Annotated in this window: 23 protein-coding genes; 6 read left to right on the top strand and 17 right to left on the bottom strand. The window is 50.1% G+C overall.

Annotation, left to right across the window (positions count from 1 at the left end; all coding sequences use genetic code 11):
- Positions 1-13: 13 nt before the first annotated feature.
- Together secA and F463_RS0105990 are read left to right on the top strand one after the other, a co-directional pair.
- Positions 14-2728, top strand: a complete 2715-nt coding sequence (gene secA, locus F463_RS0105995) for a preprotein translocase subunit SecA (protein ID WP_018986155.1) — start codon at positions 14-16, stop codon at positions 2726-2728.
- Between the two features lie 24 nt (positions 2729-2752).
- Entirely contained in the window at positions 2753-2938 is a 186-nt protein-coding gene (locus F463_RS0105990) for a DUF1289 domain-containing protein (protein ID WP_018986154.1), read from the top strand.
- Between the two features lie 64 nt (positions 2939-3002).
- Here F463_RS0105990 and F463_RS0105985 read toward each other — a convergent pair whose 3' ends face one another.
- From F463_RS0105985 to F463_RS0105960, 6 genes are all read right to left on the bottom strand, one after another.
- Positions 3003-3470 carry a MarR family winged helix-turn-helix transcriptional regulator gene (locus tag F463_RS0105985; protein ID WP_018986153.1) on the bottom strand — a complete coding sequence of 156 codons (468 nt, stop codon included), beginning with the start codon at positions 3468-3470 and terminating at the stop codon, positions 3003-3005.
- 173 nt (positions 3471-3643) lie between these two features.
- A complete protein-coding gene (locus tag F463_RS14155; protein ID WP_018986152.1) occupies positions 3644-4429 on the bottom strand; it encodes an HvfC family RiPP maturation protein in 786 nt (261 codons plus the stop codon).
- Positions 4426-5304, bottom strand: a complete 879-nt coding sequence (locus F463_RS0105975; RefSeq protein ID WP_026295351.1) for an HvfB family MNIO-type RiPP peptide maturase — start codon at positions 5302-5304, stop codon at positions 4426-4428. The genes F463_RS14155 and F463_RS0105975 overlap by 4 nt, the downstream gene beginning before the upstream one ends.
- Positions 5305-5319: 15 nt before the next feature.
- Positions 5320-5649 (bottom strand): hypothetical protein, encoded by a 330-nt coding sequence (locus F463_RS0105970; RefSeq protein WP_018986150.1) that lies wholly within the window; start codon positions 5647-5649, stop codon positions 5320-5322.
- 32 nt (positions 5650-5681) lie between these two features.
- The gene (locus F463_RS0105965; RefSeq protein ID WP_018986149.1) at positions 5682-5930 is read right to left on the bottom strand and encodes a zf-HC2 domain-containing protein; all 249 of its coding nucleotides are present in this window, start codon (positions 5928-5930) and stop codon (positions 5682-5684) included.
- A gap of 27 nt (positions 5931-5957) precedes the next feature.
- Positions 5958-6500 carry a sigma-70 family RNA polymerase sigma factor gene (locus F463_RS0105960; RefSeq protein WP_018986148.1) on the bottom strand — a complete coding sequence of 181 codons (543 nt, stop codon included), beginning with the start codon at positions 6498-6500 and terminating at the stop codon, positions 5958-5960.
- Between the two features lie 243 nt (positions 6501-6743).
- Between F463_RS0105960 and F463_RS0105955 the strand changes: the two genes are divergently transcribed.
- Positions 6744-7811, top strand: a complete 1068-nt coding sequence (locus F463_RS0105955) for an AI-2E family transporter (RefSeq protein WP_018986147.1) — start codon at positions 6744-6746, stop codon at positions 7809-7811.
- Between the two features lie 42 nt (positions 7812-7853).
- On the opposite strand, the gene F463_RS0105950 is transcribed toward F463_RS0105955, so the two are convergent.
- From F463_RS0105950 to F463_RS0105940, 3 genes are read right to left on the bottom strand one after another with little or no spacing between them, the layout of a single operon-like run.
- On the bottom strand, positions 7854-8303 hold the full coding sequence (locus F463_RS0105950; protein ID WP_018986146.1) for a DUF1841 family protein: 450 nt from the start codon (positions 8301-8303) through the stop codon (positions 7854-7856).
- A 2-nt stretch (positions 8304-8305) separates the two neighbouring features.
- Positions 8306-8965 carry an endonuclease III gene (gene nth / locus F463_RS0105945; protein WP_018986145.1) on the bottom strand — a complete coding sequence of 220 codons (660 nt, stop codon included), beginning with the start codon at positions 8963-8965 and terminating at the stop codon, positions 8306-8308.
- Positions 8966-8993: 28 nt separating this feature from the next.
- A complete protein-coding gene (locus F463_RS0105940; protein ID WP_018986144.1) occupies positions 8994-9659 on the bottom strand; it encodes an RnfABCDGE type electron transport complex subunit B in 666 nt (221 codons plus the stop codon).
- A 258-nt stretch (positions 9660-9917) separates the two neighbouring features.
- Here F463_RS0105940 and dapA point away from each other — a divergent pair, with 258 nt between their 5' ends.
- The 3 genes from dapA to F463_RS0105925 are packed head-to-tail and all read left to right on the top strand — an operon-like array spanning position 9918 to position 12880.
- Positions 9918-10796 carry a 4-hydroxy-tetrahydrodipicolinate synthase gene (gene dapA / locus F463_RS0105935; RefSeq protein WP_018986143.1) on the top strand — a complete coding sequence of 293 codons (879 nt, stop codon included), beginning with the start codon at positions 9918-9920 and terminating at the stop codon, positions 10794-10796.
- A gap of 38 nt (positions 10797-10834) precedes the next feature.
- Positions 10835-12091 (top strand): outer membrane protein assembly factor BamC, encoded by a 1257-nt coding sequence (gene bamC, locus F463_RS0105930; RefSeq protein WP_018986142.1) that lies wholly within the window; start codon positions 10835-10837, stop codon positions 12089-12091.
- A 12-nt stretch (positions 12092-12103) separates the two neighbouring features.
- On the top strand, positions 12104-12880 hold the full coding sequence (locus F463_RS0105925) for an MBL fold metallo-hydrolase (protein ID WP_018986141.1): 777 nt from the start codon (positions 12104-12106) through the stop codon (positions 12878-12880).
- Positions 12881-12884: 4 nt separating this feature from the next.
- On the opposite strand, the gene F463_RS0105920 is transcribed toward F463_RS0105925, so the two are convergent.
- The 8 genes from F463_RS0105920 to F463_RS0105880 all read right to left on the bottom strand — a co-directional run bounded on the left by F463_RS0105920 (position 12885) and on the right by F463_RS0105880 (position 23586).
- The gene (locus tag F463_RS0105920) at positions 12885-13217 is read right to left on the bottom strand and encodes a P-II family nitrogen regulator (protein ID WP_018986140.1); all 333 of its coding nucleotides are present in this window, start codon (positions 13215-13217) and stop codon (positions 12885-12887) included.
- A 40-nt stretch (positions 13218-13257) separates the two neighbouring features.
- Positions 13258-16359, bottom strand: a complete 3102-nt coding sequence (locus F463_RS0105915) for an efflux RND transporter permease subunit (RefSeq protein ID WP_018986139.1) — start codon at positions 16357-16359, stop codon at positions 13258-13260.
- A 3-nt stretch (positions 16360-16362) separates the two neighbouring features.
- Positions 16363-17514, bottom strand: coding sequence for an efflux RND transporter periplasmic adaptor subunit (locus tag F463_RS0105910; RefSeq protein WP_018986138.1), 1152 nt, complete (start codon positions 17512-17514; stop codon positions 16363-16365).
- 10 nt (positions 17515-17524) lie between these two features.
- On the bottom strand, positions 17525-18775 hold the full coding sequence (locus tag F463_RS0105905; protein ID WP_245545136.1) for a TolC family protein: 1251 nt from the start codon (positions 18773-18775) through the stop codon (positions 17525-17527).
- A gap of 105 nt (positions 18776-18880) precedes the next feature.
- Entirely contained in the window at positions 18881-19216 is a 336-nt protein-coding gene (locus F463_RS0105900) for a hypothetical protein (protein ID WP_026295348.1), read from the bottom strand.
- Positions 19217-19400: 184 nt separating this feature from the next.
- Entirely contained in the window at positions 19401-21656 is a 2256-nt protein-coding gene (gene clpA / locus F463_RS0105895) for an ATP-dependent Clp protease ATP-binding subunit ClpA (RefSeq protein WP_018986135.1), read from the bottom strand.
- Between the two features lie 267 nt (positions 21657-21923).
- Positions 21924-22235, bottom strand: coding sequence for an ATP-dependent Clp protease adapter ClpS (clpS, locus tag F463_RS0105885; RefSeq protein WP_018986133.1), 312 nt, complete (start codon positions 22233-22235; stop codon positions 21924-21926).
- Positions 22236-22314: 79 nt separating this feature from the next.
- Complete coding sequence (locus tag F463_RS0105880; RefSeq protein ID WP_018986132.1) at positions 22315-23586, bottom strand: HlyC/CorC family transporter; 1272 nt, start codon at positions 23584-23586, stop codon at positions 22315-22317.
- Positions 23587-23669: the final 83 nt, after the last annotated feature.

The following is a 23669-nucleotide window of genomic DNA, read 5'->3' as shown; positions in this document are numbered from 1 at the left end:
ATCGGTGTGACTCATGTTAGCCTCGTTGTTTAAAAAGTTATTTGGTAGTCGGAATGATCGACTGGTCAAGCAATATCACCAAATCGTCAAACAAATCAATGCCCTGGAGCCTGATACACAGGCGCTCACAGATGAGCAATTGCGTGCAAAAACCGAAGAGTTCAAGCAGCGTTATGCCAATGGTGAAACATTAGAGAAGCTGTTGCCTGAAGCATTTGCCGTAGTGCGCGAAGGTGGTAAACGTGTCTTGGGCATGCGACATTTTGACGTGCAACTGATTGGCGGCATGGTGCTCAATGCAGGCAAGATTGCCGAAATGCGTACCGGTGAAGGTAAGACGCTGGTAGCGACATTGCCAACATACCTGAATGCCTTGACTGGTAAAGGCGTGCATGTTGTGACAGTGAATGATTACCTGGCCAAACGCGACGCCGAATGGATGGGCAAGCTGTATAACTTCCTGGGTCTGACAGTGGGGATCAACCTGTCACAAATGCCCCATGATGCCAAGCAACAGGCCTATGCCGCTGACATTACCTATGGCACCAATAATGAGTTCGGCTTTGACTATTTGCGCGACAACATGGTGTTCAGTAAAGAGGAGCGCGTTCAGCGCCCATTGCATTATGCGCTGGTGGATGAAGTGGACTCTATCCTCATCGACGAAGCTCGTACGCCACTGATTATCTCCGGCCAGGCAGAACACAGCGTGGATTTGTATGGCGCCATTAATGAAGTTGCCAAGCAATTGGTGCGTCAGCAGGTGGAAGACGGTGAAGGCGATTTCTGGGTCGATGAAAAGGCGCAGAGCGTGACCATGAGTGAGGCCGGTCACGAGCATGCTGAGCAGCTATTGGAGCAAACCGGATTGTTAACAGCGGGCTCCAGTTTGTATGAGCCAGCCAATATCACCCTGGTACATCACCTGTATGCTTCCCTGCGTGCACAAAACCTGTATCACCGTGACCAGCATTATGTCGTGCGTAATGGCGAAATCGTGATTGTCGATGAGTTTTCTGGCCGTATGATGCCGGGGCGCCGCTGGTCTGATGGCCTGCATCAGGCGGTAGAAGCCAAGGAGGGTGTAGCCATCCAGAAGGAAAACCAGACACTGGCTTCGATTACCTTCCAGAATTACTTCCGCATGTACCAAAAACTCAGTGGCATGACTGGTACAGCAGATACCGAGGCCTACGAGTTCAACCAGATTTATGGTCTGGAAACGGTGGTGATTCCAACGCACCGGCCAGTACAGCGTATTGACGCCATGGATAAGGTGTATCGCACTGGCATGGAAAAGTACAAGGCGGTCATTGAAGACATCAAGGAGTGCCAGGCTAAAGGCCAACCTGTACTGGTAGGGACCACTTCAATTGAAAACTCTGAACTGATTTCCAAGTTGTTGACGCAAGCCAAGCTGGAGCACCAGGTGCTCAATGCCAAACAACATGAACGTGAAGCGACCATTATCGCCGAAGCTGGTCGTCCTGGTGTGATTACCATTGCAACCAACATGGCGGGCCGTGGTACCGATATTGTGCTCGGTGGTAATTCAGAAAATGAAATTCATGCCATCCAGCAGGATGATAAATTATCCGAGGCTGAAAAAACAGCCAAGGTGGCGCAATTGAAAGCAGAATGGCAGCAACGCCATGATGCGGTATTGGCTGCAGGCGGCTTGCATATTATCGGGACTGAACGTCACGAGTCCCGCCGTGTCGATAACCAGTTGCGTGGCCGTGCCGGCCGCCAGGGTGATCCGGGCTCCAGCCGTTTCTACCTGTCCCTTGAAGATCCATTGTTGCGTATTTTCTCTGGTGAACGTGTGGCAGCGATCATGACCCGCCTCAACATGCCTGAGGGTGAAGCGATTGAGCACGCCATGGTGACGCGTGCGATTGAAAACGCACAACGCAAGGTAGAAGGCCGTAACTTTGATATCCGTAAGCAGTTGCTGGAATACGATGATGTTTCCAATGACCAACGCAAGGTCATTTACGAGCAGCGCAATGAGCTGCTGGAATCGGTTGATGTTGGCCAAACGATTCGAGCCATGCGTGAGGATGTGATTAATAGCCTGTTTAATACGTATGTGCCGCCTGGCAGTGTTGAAGAGCAATGGGAGATTCCAGCACTTGAGCAAGCTTTGCAGGCAGAGCTGTCTATCAGCCTGCCCGTGGCTGAATGGCTGGAAAATAACCCAGACCTGCATGAAGAAACCTTGCGTGAGCGTATCCTTAATGCTGCTAATGAGAGTTATGCAGAAAAAGAGGCGATGGCTGGCAATGACAATATGCGTAATTTCGAGCGCGCAGTCATGCTGCAAAGTCTGGATAACCACTGGCGCGAGCATCTGGCGGCGTTGGATCATTTACGCCAGGGCATACACCTGCGTTCTTATGCGCAGAAAAATCCCAAACAGGAGTACAAGCGTGAGGCGTTTGAGTTATTTGAGTCCCTGCTCAATACCGTCAAGAGCGAAGTAACGAAAATCACCATGCAGGTACAAGTGCGCTCACGTGAAGAGCTTGAAGAGGAAGAGCGTCGTGCAGAGGAAGCCATGCGCGCGGCAGAAGTCGGTAATTTGCAATACCAGCACACCGATTACAACACTGACAGCGCGGCATCATCACCGAACTTACCGGAAGGTGTGCGCGTGGGACGTAATGATCCCTGTCCATGCGGCTCTGGTAAACGGTACAAAAACTGTCATGGGGCTTTGAGCTAAACTAGTCACGTCTAAGGAAAAAGTATGTCTGACCACGAAATTCCATCTCCCTGTGTAGGAGTTTGCAGTATTGATGAAAGCAATGGCTTTTGCCAAGGCTGTTTCAGAACCCTGGATGAAATCCGTCAGTGGTGGGATCTGGATAACGCCGGTAAAGCAGAAGTGATCAAGCTCGCGAATGCACGTGAGTCAGCAGTCTTCGGCGAATAGCGGCGCTATACCGAATAAAAAAGCCGGCAACCGCCGGCTTTTTTATTATTCCTCGTCTCGCCGGTTACATCTCTGCCAACGGGTGATTTGCGAGCGTATTGGATTGTGTATCCAATTTACTAATCACCATCTTGAGAGAGGCATTTAAACTTTGTAGCGCTTCTACATCTAGCGTGGCCAATACCTGCGGCAGAATACCGTCCAGTGGCTGTGGCGCATTGGCTAATAAGGCCTGACCGGCTGGTGTCACTATCAAACCGACTTTGCGCTGGTCTTCTGCTAGGCGCTGTTTTTTTACCAGCTGTTTTTTCACCAGCTTCTCTACCAGCAAACTGCAAGTGGATTGGTGGATGGCAAGGTTGTCAGCCAGGCGCGAAACACCGAGGTCTGGATGTGTATAAATTTCATGTAACAACCAAAGCTGAGAACCTGAGATGCCGCAAGAAGCTTCAATTTCCCTAAAATGTTGCCTGACCGTACCGAAAATAATCCTGAATTGTTTTAAAGCATCTTTGGCGAGTGAGTTTTGCATAATTAATTAAATGTAAATATTATGATTATTTTATCATTTTCCTTTGTGAAGTAATAATTAGCGAGGGTGGTTGAATGTAAAAACCAGAAACGAAATATGGTTTTAGACAAAAATGTTGTTTTTACAAGAGTTGCAACCTCCCAAGAGATTACTCTATTCGCTCGTGAACCTGTTTAAAAGGATTGCTGATTGGAAGTTGCTACTCTGCCATCTGTCCTGAGAGCCTGCTGTTGATAAAGCGTATAGAGCGTTTGCAGACCAAATCTGATAACGGATTCCGGATCTAAATGGGGCAGGCTTTGGGCCAGGTCTTGCAAATGTGCCTCGGATGTCTTGGTGTGTGTTTGCAATTGCTGCAGTAACTGGAAGGTGACCGCATTGAGTTGTATAAACCGAATCCGGAAGTCTGGGTCACGGTAGACCAGTAAATAGGTCGCTACAGGGGAGATTGCTCGCCGCTTTCTGGAGAGTTGATGAACAGCGAAATCATACTGTAACAGCTGATGTACGGCTGGCAATTCCACTTCACAGTGCAAAAGTGCACCGGCTTCTGCGATAAGTGCCGCAGGCAATGCCGCAGCTTTCGTCTCTATTTGCCGACTCAGCACCAACTCTATCCACTCATAATGGGCAAGTTGCGCGGTATAGTCTGGTATCTCTGGTGATTTTAATGATTGTAAAAAATCGACAAAACTGCCTGCAATATCCTGAAACAGGGGGCTTTTGAATTGCTGTGAGGAGAAACACTGCCTCACCAGTTTGCCAAAACGACGTTTACCCAGGATGCTCAGCAATACCGGGAAACAGGTGCTGACACTGGCAACAAAGTTATTAAAGACGATTTCACGATAGATGCTTATACGTTTGCTGTCTACGCCAGCAGGTTTGGCGTGAATGACCGGCTGACGTAAGTGTGCTGTAAAGGCAGCCTGGTAGGTTTGAAATGCAGCGGGCATCATGCGATCTTATCCATCAATGACTGATGCGTAGCCTCTGCGTGATGCTGCAGAGAAACAATATGATCCACTTCCTGCATCAGGTCCGCTAATGGCGGGAAATTGCTGTCGCGTTCCAGCACCGTAGGAAAGCCTCCCAACCTGTCATAAGCATATTTGAGTAATTGCCACACCGGGTCAGCAATCGCTTCGCCATGAGTATCTACCAGCAGGCCGGGCGATACCTGCAAATGCCCGGCCATATGGCCGTAAACCACACGATCAACCGGTATCTTGTCCAAGAAAGCATATGGATCAAAACCAAAGTTGACGCTATTCACGTACACATTATTGATATCCAGGTGTAAGTCACAATCAGCTTCCGTCAGCACGGCATTGATAAAATCTATTTCGTCCATCTCGGAGATGGGCGCGTCCACATAAAAGGACGTGTTTTCCACAGCAATGCGCCGCTGCAAGATATCTTGAGTCTGCCGGATGCGTTGAGCCACATATTTAATGGCTTCTTCCGTAAATGGAATGGGCAGCAAGTCGTAAATGTAGCCATTAGATAAATCACTGCAATAGCTTAGGTGTTCGGTGTAGAGGGGGATCTCGAATTCGTTCAGAAATCGATGGACCTGCTGCAAAAAAGGGATGTTAAGCGGATCAGGCCCGCCCAATGATAGGCATAAACCATGACATACGATAGGATAATGTTGCTTTAACCAGTCCAGCTCGGCCGCATATTTGCCGCCCGCCGCTATCCAGTTCTCCGGCGCAATTTCGAGGAAATGCAGCTGCGACAGCCAAGGTTTCCCTTGTTGCTCCATGAGCTGGGGCAGCAGCTCGCGCTTTAGCCCCAGCCCAGCTCCACGAATATCAGACCGTTGTGCCAAGGGTATCTGTCTTGTTTATTTGCTGGCGTGGCAGGCGCCTTCTTTCATTTTTTCTGCCGAACAGCTGCCTTCTTTCATCTTCTCGGCAGAGCAGGCACCTTCCTTGGCTTTATCGTGATGACAGGCGCCTTCTTTGGTTTTGCCGCTTGTGTTGCCATGCTTCATATTGGAACCGCATTTGCCACTACTACATTTACCTTCTTTGGTTTTGCTGTCGGAGGCATCTGCCACCTGATAGCCCTGGGCGAGTGTTTTTACTTCAAACGGATTTTCTGCATGGACAGAGGCGGCGGCCATAGACAAAGCAACAGCACCGGTAATTGCAGCCATTTTATGGGTAGTCATGAGGGTTCCTTTTTAACAGGGTTAAACAAACATCAGTAAAATTTGTCCAGTTGCTGCGCAATACGTTCCCTTGCCGCCAAAGACAATGCAATGTCGCTGCTTTCGGTCACTTGTTGCTGCCAGCCTTGCATGTAGCGACGAATCAATTTGAGTTGCTGCGTGAAGCGTCGGCAATACACACAAATCAGCAGGTGTCCCCTGACAGCCAAACGCTCACGCCAGGTCAGCGGGCGGTCAAGTGATTGCGAGACCAGCAGGCTGGTTTGTTTGCAATTCAGCATCTCTTCTTCCGTTTCACCATAGACAATTTACCAGTGCAACTCCAGGCACTTGCGTAACCCCATACGGGCGCGGTATAACATGACCCATGCATTGGTCGCGGTGATGCCGAGTTCCTTACATATTTCATCATTATCCATCTCGTCGACATCGCGCATGGTGAAAATGGCCGCCAGTTTCTGTGGTAGACGTTCCATGCATCGCTGTAACACTTTAAGAAACTGGGTTTGCTGCAGCGCATCATGCGGCACATCCCAGGCTTGCGGTTTTTCCGCCCAATGCCCGGTGTCATCAAAAAAATCATCCATATTGGCATCTTGCTCACTGAGCAATTCAGAAACGGGTGTTTCCCGTATCTGTTTGCGCATGCAATCGATGATTTTGTGTTTGAGAATGCCTGTTAGCCAGGTGCGTGGGCTGGATTGTTTGGCAAAGTTTGGATTTTTGATTGCAGCGAGCAGTGTCTCCTGCACTGCGTCCTCGGCCTGATGCACGTCACGCAAGCGCGCCAGTGCAAAACGGTAAAGATAATCGCCATGTTCTTTCAGCCAGTCATGCGGGTTAGATTTCATGCTGGCTATTGAAGCACAGTTTACCGCTCGACGGAATATTCAGTCCGTCAATATTTGACTATCCTCATTTGTATACATACCTAATTTTGTAAAGTGATGCGGTTGAGCAAAATGTTGATGCTTTCAGAATTTCCCAGTCAGCCATGGATGAGGGGTTCACCTTGCACCGCAGGCATAAAGTTTGCCAATAAATCCACATCCTGCGAGATAATCAAATGAATTCGTACCACCTACAGACTGCATATGATTAATACCAACCAGATTGCGCGTATTGCCCTGATTACCCTGCTGATCATCGGCTGTGTATTTGTTTTGCATGCTTTTATGGCTGCTATGTTATTTGCAGCGGTACTCTGCATGTTTAGCTGGCCGCTATATCACCGTATCTGGTTGCAATTGGGCAAGCGTGATGCCTTGGCCGCTGTGATAATGACCTTATTCCTGCTGCTTGCGTTGATTCTGCCGATGGCCTATCTTGCCGTGCATCTGACCGATTCAGCCACGCTCTTACTGAATGAGGCGCGGCTCCTCCTGCAGAGCCTGCCGTCACACGCGCCCCCTTGGGTGGTGCGCATCCCTGTGATAGGGACGCAGCTTGCTGACGCATGGCAAAGTGCATTAGTAAGCAATGAAGCCTTGATGCGGATGACGCATCAATATGCCGTGCCCTTGCGCAGTTATTTGTTGCGTGCAGTACAGTTGGTGATGAGCGGTTTTATGCAATTGTTACTCGCTGTGTTCATTGCTTTCTTTTTTTATCGCGATGGTGCTCGCATGGCCCACGCTGTCAAGGTGATGGTCAGGCGGCTGGGAGGTGCCTTGGGTGAGGAAATGCTGCAATTGTCTTGCATGACAGCCAAGGGTGTGATGCTGGGTATATTTGGGACCGCATTAGCACAAACCACTGTGGCTCTCTTTGGTTTTTGGTTTGCGGGGGCACCGATGCCTTTGCTGTTGGCTATGGCGACCTTTTTTCTGTCAGTCGTCACGGTGGGACCGCCTTTGGTTTGGGGCGGGGCTGCGCTATGGCTGTTTAGCCATGGCGAACCAGGCTGGGCGATATTTTTAGGGTTTTATGGCTTGCTGGTGATCAGTAGTGTGGATAACGTCATCAAGCCTATCCTTATTAGCCATTCTTCACATTTGCCCATGCTGTTGGTTGTACTGGGGGTACTGGGTGGCGCGCTTGCGTTTGGCTTTATTGGAATTTTTCTGGGACCAACTTTATTGGCGGTGGGCTTGACGCTTGTTTCACATTGGGTAGCCTTGCAAAACAAGCATGCAGACGACGTAGACATTGCGTCAAGCTAACAGGCTTTGCGTTTGCTAAGCCAATCGTTGCAAGAAATGGCCTTATTTATGTGGCTCGATGTTGGCACGCTGTTCTATCAAGGTTAAATAATGTGCCGCGTCCAGTCCTGTCTGATTACGCTGTGCCAGCCAGATAGTTTCAGCCAGGCATTCCAGCAAGGCATGTTGCGCCTCGTGTTCTTCCTGGAAATGTGTACACAGCTTGCCATAAGCCTGTGTAATGCCTGTCGGCTGGTTGATGCTGATTTGCTCTTGGATGGAGAGATGCAAGCTCATATGTAAAAAGGGGTTGGTTTCGCCCATTTCCGGGTAATAAGCTTGCTGCAAGTAATGTTCGGGCTCATCAAGGATACTGTGGTATTCAGGATGCATATGCATGATGCCGACAGCCATTTTCTCTAGCTCGGTCAGTGTTTTCTGTTGTTTGAACTTCGCCCAGGCATCAAAGAAAAACTGGCGTACTTCTTCACGGCTAGGATTGAACAAGGCCATACTCACGCTCCTGCCGGTGGCGTCACCGGATGTATTTGCTTGTCGTGAAATTCACACAAGTCGGCAATGCAGCATTCCCCGCATTTCGGGTTGCGGGCCACGCAGGTGTAACGGCCATGCAAAATCAGTAAATGGTGGGCATCTTTCAAAAACTGCTTGGGAGTCGTGTTTAAAAAACGTTTTTCCACCTCCAGCACATTTTTCCCTGGCGCCAGTTTGGTGCGGTTGCCGACGCGAAACAAATGCGTATCAACGGCAATGGTGGGCTGGCCAAATGCGGTATTGAGGATGACATTGGCTGTTTTGCGCCCAACGCCAGCTAGCGCTTCCAGCGCCTCACGGTTATCTGGCACTTTGCCACCATGCAGAGCGATCAATTGCTGGCAACATTTGAGTACATTATTCGCCTTTGCATGGTAAAGGCCTATGGTCTTGATGTAACTTTCAAGACCTGCCAGCCCCAAATCCAGGATAGCCTGCGGTGTGTTGGCCACCTTGAACAATTTGCGGGTGGCAATATTGACACCTTTGTCTGTCGCCTGTGCAGACAAGATGACGGCAATCAGTAATTCGAACGTGGAGCTATGCTCCAGCTCAGTGGTTGGATTGGGGATGGCTTGGGCCAGCCGCTCAAATATCGCCAGTCTTTTTTGTGCATTCATAAAACGGTTTCAATCATAGGTCACAGGGTCAACCTGTCTTTTGCGCTTTGACGCGCGCCATGGCTGCGGCAATGGCATTTTTCTTGAGCACCTCAGTTGAGGGTGTCTCGGTCGTAGCAAGCGTCTGGTTGCGTTTGCTGTAGGTTTGGGCGGTCTCCCGTTTTTCAAGGGCGAGGCGAGAAAGGCGTTGCTGGTGGCGTTGTCTCGCTACCGCGGCTTCAGCTTCATTCATGGCGGTAGCCCGACCGGGAATCGTTTGCATCTGTATGCAGTCCACCGGGCAGGGCGGTAAACATAGCTCACAGCCAGTGCATTCCTGGGAAATCACCGTATGCATCAGTTTGGATGCGCCCAAAATGGCATCAACGGGACAGGCCTGTATACACAGGGTGCAGCCGATGCATGTTTCCTCATCAATCAAGGCCACCGCTTTGGGTTTGGTGATGCCGTGGGCCGGATTTAATGCCTGGAAAGGACGTTGCAGTAATTTGGCAAGCGCATGAATGCCCGCTTCTCCTCCAGGCGGACATTGGTTGATATTGGCCTCTCCGCGGGCGATCGCTTCAGCATAAGGTTTGCATCCCTCGTAACCGCATTGGCGGCATTGAGTTTGCGGTAATACCGCGTCGATCTTTGCAATGAGGTCGACAAAGCGTTCTGGCAGCTCAGGCGCAGTCCCTTCGACTTCAATCATGTGATGGCGGTGAGTCTGCATTCGGTCCTGGCTAAATAGCCGTTTAAGATGGGTTGCTAAGAGTTTTATTATAACCGAAACCTTGCTTTTCCTTTGGCCGGGAGCTAGGCGGAAAAAGCTTGCCGCAGTTGGGTGCCAGTGATTTTGCCGCCGTCTTGCGCTTGTATCCGTCCAGATACAGCAAGTAGGCGCGTTCTTTGGCGTTAGACCGGATAATCAGTTAAAATATTCGCTTTATTCTTAAAGATGGCGCTAGGTATGTTAACGGGCAGTTTGGTCGCAATCGTGACCCCCATGTTTGAAGATGGACGTTTGGATCTGGACGCCCTCAAAAAGCTGGTCGACTTTCATGTAGAGGCAGGGACAGATGGTATTGTCATCGTTGGCACGACTGGCGAGTCGCCCACGGTGGATGTAGATGAGCATTGTCTGCTGATCAAAACCACGATCGAGCATGTCGCCAAGCGCGTGCCAGTCATTGCCGGTACTGGCGCAAATTCCACTGCTGAAGCCATTGAACTGACTGCCAAGGCCAAGGCGCTTGGCGCAGACGCCTGCCTGCTGGTGGCACCGTATTACAACAAGCCCTCGCAAGAGGGTTTGTACCAGCACTTTAAAGCCGTGGCTGAGGCGGTCGATATTCCGCAAATTCTCTATAATGTGCCAGGCCGCACCGGTTGCGACTTGTCTAACGACACCGTATTGCGCCTGGCGCAGATTCGCAACATTGTCGGGATTAAGGATGCGACTGGAGGGATTGAGCGCGGTACCGATTTGTTGTTGCGTGCACCAGCTGATTTCGCCATTTACAGCGGGGATGATGCCACTGCGCTGGCCCTGATGTTATTAGGGGGGAAAGGCGTGATTTCGGTCACGGCCAATGTCGCGCCCAAATTAATGCATGAAATGTGCGAGCATGCTTTGAATGGCAACCTGGCCGCAGCCAAAGCGGCCAATGCCAAACTGTTTGCATTGCACCAGAAGTTGTTTGTAGAAGCGAACCCGATTCCAGTGAAATGGGTATTACAACAAATGGGAATGATTGCCACTGGCATCCGTTTGCCGCTGGTCAATTTATCCAGCCAATATCATGAAGTATTGCGCAACGCCATGAAGCAGGCAGAAATTGCCGCTTGATCGGCTAAAACTAATTTAGGGTGAAACAAGTGAAATACATGAGTCATGTTTGGTTACAACGTTTGGTGCTGGCCAGTCTGGTCACAGCGCTTTCAGCGTGCGATTCCATCCCGTTTATTGATAATAGTTCTGACTACAAGGGCGCAGGTCGCTCCAGGCCACTTGAAGTGCCGCCAGACCTGACCGCGGTGCGTACCAGCAGTACTTACAATGTGCCTGGTAGCACCAGTTACTCTGCCTATAGCCAGAACCAGGAAGTGCAAGAGCAGAATGGTCCACAGCCTGTGCTCGCAGATATGAAAAACGTGCGCATGGTGAAAGCAGGCCAGCAGCGTTGGCTGGTGGTCAATGCGCCTCCGGAAAAAATCTGGCCGATTGTGCGTGATTTCTGGCTGGATCAAGGCTTTGCTGTCAGGGTAGAGAATCCTGAGCTTGGCGTGATTGAAACCGAGTGGTTGCAATCTGATGCCATCAAGCCTAAGGAAGATAACCGTGGCTATGGTGAAAAGTTTGATGCCTGGCTGGATAAACTTTCTGGTTTTGCCGACAGGCGTAAATTCCGTACGCGTCTGGAACGTGGGGAGAAAGACGGCACCACCGAAATCTATATGACGCACCGTACTGTCGCCGGTGCACCGGATGATGGCAAAAATTATGTGCAGACCCAATTGGGTGTCATTGATACCGGTTATCGCCCCAACGCGGCTGAAAACAAGAACAATGCCGGTAAAGAGTTTGATGCTGACTTGGATGCAGAATTACTCCGTCGAATGATGGTGAAATTAGGTCTGGATGAGCAGAAAGCAGACCAGGTGATGGCACAATCTGCTTCAGACAAGCGTGCAGATGTGGTCAAGGAGTCTGACCAGAGCGTCACCTTGAAGTTGAATGAGCCGTTTGACCGTGCCTGGCGCCGTGTTGGCCTGGCCTTGGATCGTATTGGTTTTGTGACCGAAGACAAAAACCGTTCCGAGGGCATTTTCTACGTACGCTATGCAGACACGGATGCAGAAGATCCGATCAAGCAGAAAAAAGGTCTACTGGAGCGCCTGAAGTTCTGGGGTAGCGATGATGATGAGAAGAGCACTACCCCGGCGGATGTGAAGCCGGGCGACAAGACCAAGTTCTGGAAAGGAACATCTGATGGGGATAAATCCAGCAAACAGTATCATATCCAGGTACTGGAAAATGCAGATGACACCACTGATGTTTATGTGTTGACCCCTGAAAATAAACGCAACACCTCCACCACGGCCAACCGCATTATTTCACTTCTCTATGACCAGTTGAAGTAAACGGAGCAGGCTGTGCGATTCGCATCACTAGGTAGTGGCAGTGCAGGTAATGCCACTGTGGTAGAAGCCGGGGAAACCCGGCTTTTGCTTGATTGTGGCTTTAGTGTCAAAGAAACGGTGCAACGCCTTGCGCGGTTGCAGTTACAGCCTGAGCAGTTGACGGGTATCCTGGTAACGCATGAGCATGATGACCACGCGCGTGGCGTGTTCAAGCTGGCCGCACGCTATCAAATCCCAGTATGGCTGACGCACGGGACGTACAGCATGTGCCAGCGTTATTTGCCCTCACAGGCCGTCAATCTTCATATCATAGATGCACATACCACGTTTGCACTGCATGAGATTGAAGTTCAGCCTTATCCGGTGCCGCACGATGCGCGGGAGCCTGCCCAATTCGTGTTTGGCGACGGAAATCATAAGCTGGGCGTGTTGACGGATGTTGGGAGTGTTACGCCGCATATTGTGATGATGTTACAAGGTTGTGATGGGTTACTGCTGGAATGTAATCATGACCTGGAGATGCTGCGTACCGGACCCTATGCACATTCACTCAAGAAACGGGTAGGCGGCTGGTTAGGGCACCTGGATAACCAGACGAGTGCGCAGTTGTTAAGCCAGCTGGACAATAGCAAGCTCAAACATCTGGTGGCAGCGCACCTGAGCGAGAAAAACAATACGCCTGCCTTGGCAAAGCAGGCGTTGAGTGAGGTCTTGCAGTGCGCGACTGAGTGGGTGCAAATTGCCAGTCAGCAAGAAGGGCTGGGCTGGCGTTCTTTACAACCCACCTAGTTGTTTAATCCAGCACTGTAATTTCTTCTGATAAACGTATGATGCGCTCTACCGGTGTCACCCAGACGATGCCGTCACCGACATTGCCAGTATGCGCCACTTCAGTAATGGTTTGTAATATGCCCTCTACCAATTCATCCGGCACCACCATGTACAGGTAGACTTTAGGACTGTAGTCCGTCAACTCCTCCCGTACGCCAATACTGGGTTTCTGCAAGTGTGGGCCACAACCTTCCATTTTGTTGACTGACATGCCGGGAAATCCCTTGATATTCCGCAGGGCCGAGCGAATTTTTGGCAGTCTCGCAGGTTGTATGACGGCTTTAATTTCTTTCATATAAAGTGTCCTTAGCGCTTTTGATATCGGCAATCATGGATTATGCCTCTATTCTGCTTTCTTCAAACTTACGGTACAAGGTGGGCACCACGATTAATGTCAGCAAGGTAGACGTAATCAAGCCGCCAATCACAACAATTGCCAATGGACGCTGCACTTCAGAACCTGGCCCTGTGGCAAACAGGAACGGCACCAGACCCAACATGGCCACCGTCGCCGTCATCATCACCGGCCGGAAACGTTGGGCACAGCCTTTGCGGATAGCCTCTAGCTGATCCAGGCCTTCTTCGCGTAGCGTGCGGATATACGATACCAGCACCACTGCATTGAGTACGGCGATCCCCCACAAGGCAATGAAACCTACTGAAGCTGGGACGGACAGATATTCACCTGTCACGAACAAGGCAATCACGCCACCGATAGAGGCAAATGGCAGCACCAGAATAATCATGGTGGCAAAGCGTATCGACTGGAACAGCAAGAACAGCAAGAAGAAAATCGCTGCAATCGTCACTGGAATAATAATCATCAGGTGGCCCATGGCACGCTCCATGTTCTGGAACTGGCCGCCATATTCCAGGTAGTAACCATCAGGCAACTGCAGGCGCTGATCAAGCACTTGTTGCAGTTCAGCGACGAAGCCGCCCAGGTCGCGATCTTTCACGTTCACACCAATCACAATCCTGCGCTTGGCCAGTTCGCGGCTGATCTGTGCCGGCCCGTCCTTGACCTCAATATCTGCCACATCATCCAATGCCACGCGGGAACCATTCGGTGAAGTCAGCATGATATTGCGGATAGCTTCTTCATTGTTACGGAAAGACTCCGGATAACGCACGGCTGCTGAGAACCGGCGCTGGCCTTCGAAAATCTCGGTAGCAATCTTGCCGCCAATCGCTGTTTCAACGATATCGTGCACATCGGCAGTGTTAATGCCATGACGGGCAATGGCCTGGCGGTCAATTGTAATATTCAGGTATTGCTGCCCTGATACCTTTTCCACCTTGATTTCGGTGGCGCCTTTTACCGTACCGGCAATCCTGGCAATTTCGTCTGCTTTTTGTTTCAGCGTATCCAGGTCTTCACCAAAGATCTTGACTGCCACATCGGCACGAACCCCAGTCAGCAACTCATCCACGCGGTCAGAAATCGGCTGCGCCATGATGATTTGTACACCAGGGATGTATTTCTCCAGCACTGCACGCATCTTCTCGGCAATGTCATCCTGCGTCCAGCCTTCCGGCCATTCTTCACGGGGTTTCAGGCTGATGATAGGTGTGGATTCGTTTTGTGCCTGCGCGTCCGCCGGGCTTTCGCCGCGACCAAGACCAGAGATGGCAGATTTCACGCCTGGCACTTGCTCCATGATTAGCTTCATCGCCTTGTTTTCCATTTTCATGGACTCTTCCAGCGAAATATTGGGCACACGGTTAATCCCCGGTACGATAGAACCTTCTTTCATTTCCGGGATAAAGGAAGTACCCAGGAACGGGAACAGGGCAATCGTGCCAATAAACAACAGTGCCGAGAAAGTAATCGTTTTCTTCTCGTTTTTGAGCACCCAGTTCAAGGCCGACAGGTAGGGTTTCTTGATGGTCTGTATCAGCTTGGTATCTTCACCGCTACCCCCTTTTAATACATAAGAGCACAGCGCAGGTGTCATGGTCAGCGACAAGACCAGCGAGACAAACAAGGCGATGGCAATGGTGTATGCCAAAGGCGCAAACATTTTTCCCTCCATGCCTTCCAGTGTCATCAATGGCAAGAACACCAGGATAATGATGCCTACACCAAATAACACTGGGGTTGCCACTTCACTGGCGGCCTCAAGCACAACGCGGATTTTGCTTTCGTCCTTGCGGTGACCCAAGTGGTGGAAGGCGTTTTCAACCACCACCACCGAACCGTCCACCATCAGGCCAATCGCGATCGCCAGCCCACCCAATGACATCAGGTTGGCAGAAATACCGTAATGATTCATCACCATAAAGGTAATCAGTGGCGTCAGCACCAGGGTGCCCACCACAATCAGGCTGGAACGCACATCGCCCAGGAAAAGGAACAGAATCACAATCACCAAAATAATGCCTTCAATCAGCACCTTGGTCACGGTGTGCAGCGCCGCATCCACCAGTTCGCTACGGTCATAATAAGGCACGATTTGCAATCCGTGAGGCAGCATGCCTTTGCTGTTGATTTCTTCTACCCGCGCCTTGATACGGCTCACCACTTCTTTTGCGTTACCGCCACGCATCATGATCACGATGCCGCCTACCGATTCGGTGTCGCCGTTCTTAAGCACCACCCCAACACGTACCTCGTGGCCGATGGTGACTTCTGCCACATCACGGATGTAGACCGGGATGCCATTTTCTTCTTTGAGCACCATATTGCGGATATCGTCCAGGTTTTGCACCAGGCCCACACCACGGATCAAGTATTGCTCTGCATAATGCGGAAGAATGCCGCCGCCGCTATTGGCGTTGTTGCGCGCCAAGGCTTCATACACATCTTTGAGCTTGATGGAGAAATGCGTCATCCGATCCGGATTGACCAATACCTGGTACTGTTTGACATAGCCGCCTTGTGAGTTGATCTCGGCCACGCCAGGAATGCCGCGCAGCAATGGGCGTACAACCCAATCCTGGATAGCGCGTCTTTCTGTCAGATCTTCCCGCGTTAGTTCTTTCTTGCCATCATCTGGTTTGTCCAGCGTGAATTGGTAGACTTCGCCGAGGCCGGTGGAGACAGGGCCAAGGATAGGTGTGACGCCTTGCGGCATACGCTCCATCACTTCCATCAGGCGTTCCATCACCAGTTGCCGGGCAAAATAGACATCGGTACTGTCCGTAAATACCAGCGTAATCAGCGATAGGGCATTTTTGTTCACCGAGCGCATTTCAGTGAGGCCGGGCAGGCCGGTCATGGCGATTTCCAGCGGGACGGTAATGAAACGTTCTACTTCTTCAGGAGATTTTCCGGTTGCCTGCGTCGCAATCATGACTTGGACGTTGGTCACATCCGGAAATGCATCGACGGACAGTTTTTTAACCGCAAATAAACCGGCGCCGATCAGGGCGATGGCAATTACCAGCACAATGAGGCGCTGCTTGAGAGCGCCTCTGATCATCGATTCAATCATGCTTTACTCCATTTCTTTGCGCTTACGCTCGTTATTGACGTGGAAAGCGCCGTCCAGCACGATTTGATCACCTGGTTGCAAGCCTTGCAGTACTTCTCTCTGGCCCTCGTAGGTGCGTCCCAGTGTGACGGGTATCAGTTTGTATTGCGTGGGTTTCATGGTTTGCACAAACACATGGTCCGCATTGTTTTCACGCACCACGGCCGTCGCAGGGACTGCCACCACTTTTTCCGGTTTGGCCTCAAGCAGGATAGTAATCAACATGTCAGGCTTGAGCAGCATTTTATTGTTGCTGATATTGGCACGTGCCATCACCGTACGTGTGGCCGGGTTCACAATATCGCCCACAAATGCCAAGGTGCCAGTCAGTTCGGCATCATCCAGCGCAGGGACCTCGATATTAATGCTTTGGCCTTCGCTGATATGGGCAATTTGTTGCTCGGGAATTTCGGCTACAGCCCACACATGCGACAAATCCGCAATCACAAATAATTCTTCTGCCGGGGCCACAACCTGGCCCAGACGGGCCTTGCGTTCAATCACCGTCCCGGTGATTTTGGAGTTGACCTGGCTAGTAGACATGCCACTATTGGCGAGGCCTAGCTGAGAGATGCTATTTGGCGTCATGCCCAACACTAGCAACTGGTCACGGGCGGCATTGAGTTCTGCATTGGCTGCATTCAGATCGCCTTCTCGACGTTGCAATTCGGCCTGACTGATGACATCTGCTTCCAGCAACTGTTTTGCACGATCAACTGCCTTTTTATGTAATTGCATCTGCTGGCTGGCTTTAATATAGCTCAATTGGTATTGCGCCAGCTCAGTACTTTTAATCGTTGCCAGGCGTTGGCCCGCTTTGACTTCGTCACCCAGGTTTACGTCCAGTGTGCTGATACGGCCAGTAATGGACGCGCCAGCGCGGGACTCAAATTGTTCATCGACCTGGATGCGGCCAGGAATGCGTAGCGTATCCACAAACTGTATTTCAGTCACAGGGCCAGTTTTTACGTTGGCTTGTAGTTCTTTGGTCAAGGTGACCAGGCTAGGGTCGACGACTTCTTTCGTTTCTGGTGCCGGAGCTGGTTTTTCGGAGCACGCCGTAGACATGACGGCCAGTGCGGCAGTTAACAAGGTTGAAAATAACACGCGAGACATCACCATCCCCTTAAGGTTGAACCAAATCAGAACCGATGAAACGTTCGATTTGCAATACACTGAAAAAATAATCGAATTTGGCAATCAGATAGTCCCGTTTGACATCACGATTGACGCGTTGCGCATCCAGGTATTCCAGGATGCCGCGTTCTCCGAATTTATAAGCGGCTTCTGCACGACTCAAGGTCGCTTGTGATTGCTCCAGCAGGCCATTTTCAAATACTTTGAGCTGGTTGCTTGCGATCACGTTACGTTGGTATGCGCTATCGATCTCTTTGCGTAATACCTGTTTTTGCAGACGAATATTGGCATCAGCTTCTTCTACCCCGGCTGCTGCCTGGGCAATCTGGCCTTCACGATGGTTCCAGACCGGTAATGGCAAAACAACGCCCACACGGAATGTGTTCAAGTCCGGATCCTGGGTAAAGTCAGACTTCAAAGTAAGCCCTGGAAAACGCAAGGCCTGCTCAAGCTTGAGTTTGGCTTCAGCACTGTCTTTCGCTGTGATGAGTTGCTGCAAGTAAGGATTGTTCTCGGCAGATTGCCGTAACTCTGTGATGTTAGGCAATTCAGAAATCGTAGGAAGTTCAGATTTGACTTCAAAGTTGTCGGGCATATTGCCTATCATGCCGCGTAAAATCGCCTTGGCTTCATCAATACGTGTTTGCGCGCTGGCGTAATCCCGCTCTGCTGCCAGCAATTCAGTATCGGCCTTGATGAGCTCGTATCTGGCCGCTTCGCCTACCTCAACCTTGCGTTTGATTTTGGTTTGAATTTCCTGCAAGACACTCAGGTTGGCGCCTAGCATTTGCAGAATCTGCTGACGCAGCAGAACGGTTAAGTAGGCTTGCTTGATCAGGTTACGCAAGTCGAAGCTGGTGGTTTGTATGCCTTTTTCTGCATAGGTCAATTGTTGCTCGGCTAGTTCACGGCGGGAAGTGCGAGTGCCGGGAAAATCCAAGGGTTGCGAGATAGTGACACCGTAGTTCCTTTCGGTGGCGCCTGGCGTTGGCACGCCGCGGTATCTGGCCGGGCCAGCCATCAACTCAAGGTCAGGGTTATAGAAAGACCTTGCAACGGTGATACCGGCAGCTGCGGCTTCAACTTGTGCCTTGCTGATCGCCATCATGGGGTTTTCGGCGACAGCTTTATCTAGTAATGTTTTTAGGTCGAAAGTGACTTCGGCAAAGGCAAGTGAAGGCACGCAACAACATAGCCACATTAGCCTGCGCGCTGTTCGCCAGCGGGTTTTACTCAACATAATAATCCTTCTGGGATGACTGTACGCCTATCATGGCACAGTCACCTTAATTAATAATTAAAATGATATACAGGCAGCCAAGCATGCCTGTGTGTGCAAGGATTGTTAGTGGATTTGGGGCGGCCGGTCTAGCCAGAAAGCAAAGAGGGGATAGTAATCAGGTAGCTGATGTTCTGGAGCGTGATTGCTGGTACGTTGTACCGGGTAGCTGAAAGCCGGTAACAGAATTTTATCTACATCGACTTCTGCGATTTCGAGCATATCGATACTGTTGCTGGCATCACCAAAATCTGCCGTCAACACATCATCTACAGCATTGGATAACATTGCTTCACTGGCGCTGTTCTGTAACAGCGATGCAGTGACTACGGGTTCCGCAGCAGTGGTCTGCAAGGCGAATACCAAACATAATAGATGTAATAGATAAAAAATTTTTTGCATGTACAAAATCATGACTGACAGTCATTGCTCAAGGTAGCAATTACCGTACCAGAGATGAATATATGCGTAACGTATTGATTTTATACTAAACGATAATATATTGATACCCATATGCGTGGGGTTTTCGCCACAAAGCGCACCAAATTTGTGCGCTTTGTGGCGAGGTTTTATTGCAAATTGAAGATTATGCGGAAATGGTTTCTTCTTTAAAAATCAGTTGAATCTGATCTTTATCGTCGATATCGATGTGTACGTGCCCACCATCGCTCAAGCGGCCGAACAGCAATTCATCTGCTAATGCTTTACGTATGGTGTCCTGAATCAGTCTAGCCATCGGACGCGCACCCATCAGTGGATCAAATCCTTTTCTACCCAGGTAGGCCTTGAGTTCATCACTGAAGGTCACATCGACTTTTTTCTCGTGCAACTGATCTTCAAGCTGCATGAGGAATTTGTCTACCACGCGCAAGATGACTTCCTGGTTAAGTGCGCCGAATGAAACGGTCGCATCCAAACGGTTACGGAATTCAGGGCTGAACAATCGTTTCAGATCGGCCGCTTCGTCAGTCACATCCTTGCTGTTAGTAAAGCCTATGCTGGCTTTTGACAGGTTCTCTGCGCCGGCATTGGTCGTCATGATAATCGTCACATTGCGGAAGTCCGCTTTGCGGCCGTTGTTATCGGTCAGCGTGCCATGGTCCATCACTTGCAGCAGGATATTGAAAATATCCGGATGTGCTTTTTCAATTTCGTCTAACAACAATACGCAATAAGGTTGCTTAGTCACCGCTTCAGTCAGTAAGCCACCCTGGTCAAAGCCAACATAGCCGGGAGGCGCACCAATCAGGCGCGATACCGCATGACGCTCCATGTATTCGGACATATCAAAGCGAAGCAATTCAATGCCCAGGATATAAGCCAGCTGTTTGGCAACCTCGGTTTTACCAACCCCGGTTGGGCCTGCGAACAGGAAACTACCGATAGGCTTGTTGCCATTTCCCAAACCGCTACGAGCCATTTTCACAGCAGACGCCAGTACTTCAATTGCCTTGTCCTGACCAAACACCACGGCCTTGAGGTCGCGTTCCAGGGTCTTCAGGGCATTGCGGTCATCCGTGGAAATATTTTTGGGCGGAATGCGCGCAATCTTGGCAATGATTTCTTCAATCTCTTTATTGCCAATCACTTTCTTCTGCTTGCTCTTGGGCAAGATACGCTGGGCAGCGCCAGCCTCATCAATCACATCAATGGCCTTGTCTGGCAAATGACGGTCATTGATGTATTTGGCAGATAACTCAGCAGCAACGGTCAAGGCACTGGCGCTATATTTCACGCTGTGGTGCTCTTCAAACTTAGCTTTCAGGCCTTTGAGGATCTCAATGGTTTCGGCTACGCTCGGTTCTTGCACGTCGATTTTCTGGAAACGGCGTGACAAAGCATGATCTTTTTCAAAGATGCCACGGTATTCCTGGTAAGTGGTCGCACCTATGCATTTGAGTGAGCCGTTTGATAAGGCCGGTTTCAGCAAGTTGCTCGCATCCAAGGTGCCACCACTGGCGGAACCGGCGCCAATCAGGGTATGAATTTCGTCAATAAACAAAATGGCATCCGGTTTTTCGGCCAGTTGTTTCATGACGGCTTTTAAGCGTTGTTCAAAGTCGCCGCGGTATTTGGTCCCAGCCAACAGAGCCCCCATGTCGAGCGAGTAGACAGTCGCATTTTCCAATACTTCAGGAATGTCGTTGCTGACGATGCGCGAGGCCAGGCCTTCGGCAATCGCTGTTTTACCCACGCCAGCTTCACCCACCAGTAAAGGATTATTTTTGCGGCGGCGGCACAGGGTCTGGATCACCCGTTCCAATTCCAGGCCACGGCCAATCAGCGGATCAATCTTGCCTGCCAGCACCTGTGCGTTCAAGTTTAAGGTGAAGTTTTCCAAGGCACCTGTGCTGACGCTTTCGCCTTCAGTATCTTGCTCGGTGCTGGCAGATTTTGGTTCGTTTTCCTGAATTTTCGCCACACCATGCGAGATGAAGTTGACAACATCCAGGCGTGTCACGCCTTGTTGGTGCAGGAAAAATACGGCATGCGAGTCTTTTTCGCCATAAATGGCAACCAGCACGTTCGCGCCAGTCACTTCTTTTTTACCGGAAGACTGTACATGTAGCATGGCGCGCTGGATGACGCGCTGGAATCCCAGGGTTGGCTGGGTGTCTACCTCGTCAGAGCCAGCCACAGTAGGCGTATGTTCTTCAATATACTGGGTCAATTCACTGCGCAGTGTGTCAAATTTGGCCCCACAGGCACGCAGTACCTCTGCGGCTGTCGGATTATCCAACATAGCCAGTAATAGATGCTCAACCGTAATTAGTTCGTGACGCTTTTGTCGTGCGTCCATAAATGCCATGTGCAGGCTGACTTCAAGTTCTTGAGCAATCATGATGACTTTCCTTAATACACTACACTACACTAAACTGCAAAACGCCTCGTTGCGGATGTCACTGCTGCAATTTGGCAAAACCTGTCTGTTTATTGTTATCGTGCTTTTCTTCAAAAAATTCAATGCCCCAAGGTTGCTTTTTACTCAAGTTTAAATGAGCGAAGCGATCCAGAAACACTGGCTATCATGCTACCACCACAATACACCTATTTAACCCAGAGTGTACTAGTGTATTTGCCTTGTATTCTCACAATGCCTTTACAAGCATCAAGCGGCCTCAATCACGCATTGCAAGGGATGTTGTGCTTCGCGGGCAGACTCTAGAACCTGATGCATTTTGGTTTCCGCAATGTCCTGTGGGTACACACCACACACACCCATTCCCTCGGTATGTACTTTGAGCATGATTTGCGTGGCTTGTTCACGGGACTTGTTAAAAAACCGCTCAATGACGGCCACAACAAATTCCATTGGGGTGTAGTCGTCATTGAGTAACAACACCTTGTAAAGTTCTGGAGGCTTGGGTTTGGCGACCTGGGACTCCAGAGCCAAGTCACCATCACGCTTGGGTCGTACCATAGTTTTGTATACCTATCTTAGAACTTATTTTGCGCCTTGTATTAAAAAATTCAAGAGCGGATGCGAGAGAAATCAGGGTTTAAGGGTAAATTTTGACGCGTTTGACAACACGATCCTGTGCGTCAAGAATTTCCAACTTGTACTGATCAATTTTAAAGCTGGTATTGGGCTCGGGGATATCCTCAAAATGCTCCAGAATTAAGCCATTCAATGTGCGTGGACCATCTGTTGGCAGAGAGAGTTTCAATTTGCGATTGAGATCGCGCAACAAGCTACTGCCATCCACCAGCCAACTGCCGTCTTCGAGCTGATGAAAGTGGCTGGCATGCTCGGGCGATTGGGTGGTAAATTCGCCCACTACCTCTTCCAGAATGTCTTCGAGTGTCAGTAGACCCTTGAATTCACCATACTCATCCACGATAAGCGCAATGCGCTCATGACGTTTCTGGAACTGTTGTAATTGTGTGTAGAGTGGCGTGCCCGAGGGAATGTAATAGGGCAAACTCATGGCTGCCTGTAAAAGGGCTTTGGTCGGCGCTTTGCCTATGTGAAAGTCACGTAGCAGTGGCAATACCTTGCGCACATGCAAAATACCGACAATATCTTCATGATCTCCCTGACGGACTGGCAGGCGTGAATGGTGGCTGCGTACCAGCTGCTCCATGATTTGGTCTATTGGTTCATCTAGGTCGATAAATTCAACCTGGGTGTGGGCGGTCATGGCATCGTCCACAATGATGTCTTCCAGATCCAGAAGGTTGAGTAATATCGTGCGATTTTGAGAGGGGATGTACTGTCCGGCATCACTGACAATACTGCGCAGCTCTTCGGTGGTCAGGGCGTGTGATTGGTCTTTAAAACTGACTTTGATGCGCAGTAATCGCAAGATGGCAGACACAAACAAATTAACAAACCAGACGACTGGATAAAGTACTCTCAGCAGCGGATAGAGAATATAGCTGCTAAATAAAGCCAGCTTTTCCGGGTGGGCAGCCGCAATCACTTTGGGTGAGATTTCGCTGAATACCAGAATGGCAAATGTGACGGATAATGTGCCAAACATCAATATCCATTCACCTTCACCAAATAACTCTACCGTAATCAGTGTAACCAGAGTGGCAGCAGAGGCGTTGGCAAAATTATTGCAAAGCAGGATGACACCCAGTAATTTGTCGGTTTGGGAGAGTAGCTCGCTCGCCAGTTTTGCGCCTCGATGGCCTTCGTTCATCAGGTGACGCAGGCGATAACGATTGACCGACATCAGGCTGGTTTCGGCGATAGAAAAAAAGCCTGAGAGTAACAATAAAACAGCTAGCGTCACCAGCTGCCATGAAATCGGAATGTTGTCCAAAAGTGTGGAGTTGAAAACAAGAAGCCACTAGTGTACCCACCAGTGGCTAAAAATCCAAGCCTAAAAGAATCAAATAATAGTTG

Source organism: Methylophilus methylotrophus DSM 46235 = ATCC 53528, from assembly GCF_000378225.1.
GTDB lineage: Bacteria > Pseudomonadota > Gammaproteobacteria > Burkholderiales > Methylophilaceae > Methylophilus > Methylophilus methylotrophus.
Note: the sequence above shows the minus strand (reverse complement) of the source record. Positions and strands in the feature narration are given on the sequence as shown.

Coding starts and splice junctions, on each gene's coding strand:
- F463_RS0105940 (WP_018986144.1), bottom strand. CDS start 9,659: ATGATTGAAGTCGAAGGGACTGCGCCTGAGCTGCCAGAACGCTTTGTC.
- bamC (WP_018986142.1), top strand. CDS start 10,835: ATGAGTCATGTTTGGTTACAACGTTTGGTGCTGGCCAGTCTGGTCACA.
- F463_RS0105910 (WP_018986138.1), bottom strand. CDS start 17,514: ATGTCTCGCGTGTTATTTTCAACCTTGTTAACTGCCGCACTGGCCGTC.
- clpA (WP_018986135.1), bottom strand. CDS start 21,656: ATGATTGCTCAAGAACTTGAAGTCAGCCTGCACATGGCATTTATGGAC.
- F463_RS0105985 (WP_018986153.1), bottom strand. CDS start 3,470: ATGCAAAACTCACTCGCCAAAGATGCTTTAAAACAATTCAGGATTATT.
- F463_RS0105960 (WP_018986148.1), bottom strand. CDS start 6,500: ATGAAATCTAACCCGCATGACTGGCTGAAAGAACATGGCGATTATCTT.
- F463_RS0105900 (WP_026295348.1), bottom strand. CDS start 19,216: ATGCAAAAAATTTTTTATCTATTACATCTATTATGTTTGGTATTCGCC.
- F463_RS0105920 (WP_018986140.1), bottom strand. CDS start 13,217: ATGAAAGAAATTAAAGCCGTCATACAACCTGCGAGACTGCCAAAAATT.
- dapA (WP_018986143.1), top strand. CDS start 9,918: ATGTTAACGGGCAGTTTGGTCGCAATCGTGACCCCCATGTTTGAAGAT.
- F463_RS14155 (WP_018986152.1), bottom strand. CDS start 4,429: ATGATGCCCGCTGCATTTCAAACCTACCAGGCTGCCTTTACAGCACAC.
- F463_RS0105965 (WP_018986149.1), bottom strand. CDS start 5,930: ATGCTGAATTGCAAACAAACCAGCCTGCTGGTCTCGCAATCACTTGAC.
- clpS (WP_018986133.1), bottom strand. CDS start 22,235: ATGGTACGACCCAAGCGTGATGGTGACTTGGCTCTGGAGTCCCAGGTC.
- nth (WP_018986145.1), bottom strand. CDS start 8,965: ATGAATGCACAAAAAAGACTGGCGATATTTGAGCGGCTGGCCCAAGCC.
- secA (WP_018986155.1), top strand. CDS start 14: ATGTTAGCCTCGTTGTTTAAAAAGTTATTTGGTAGTCGGAATGATCGA.
- F463_RS0105905 (WP_245545136.1), bottom strand. CDS start 18,775: ATGTTGAGTAAAACCCGCTGGCGAACAGCGCGCAGGCTAATGTGGCTA.
- F463_RS0105955 (WP_018986147.1), top strand. CDS start 6,744: ATGATTAATACCAACCAGATTGCGCGTATTGCCCTGATTACCCTGCTG.
- F463_RS0105970 (WP_018986150.1), bottom strand. CDS start 5,649: ATGACTACCCATAAAATGGCTGCAATTACCGGTGCTGTTGCTTTGTCT.
- F463_RS0105915 (WP_018986139.1), bottom strand. CDS start 16,359: ATGATTGAATCGATGATCAGAGGCGCTCTCAAGCAGCGCCTCATTGTG.
- F463_RS0105990 (WP_018986154.1), top strand. CDS start 2,753: ATGTCTGACCACGAAATTCCATCTCCCTGTGTAGGAGTTTGCAGTATT.
- F463_RS0105950 (WP_018986146.1), bottom strand. CDS start 8,303: ATGGCCTTGTTCAATCCTAGCCGTGAAGAAGTACGCCAGTTTTTCTTT.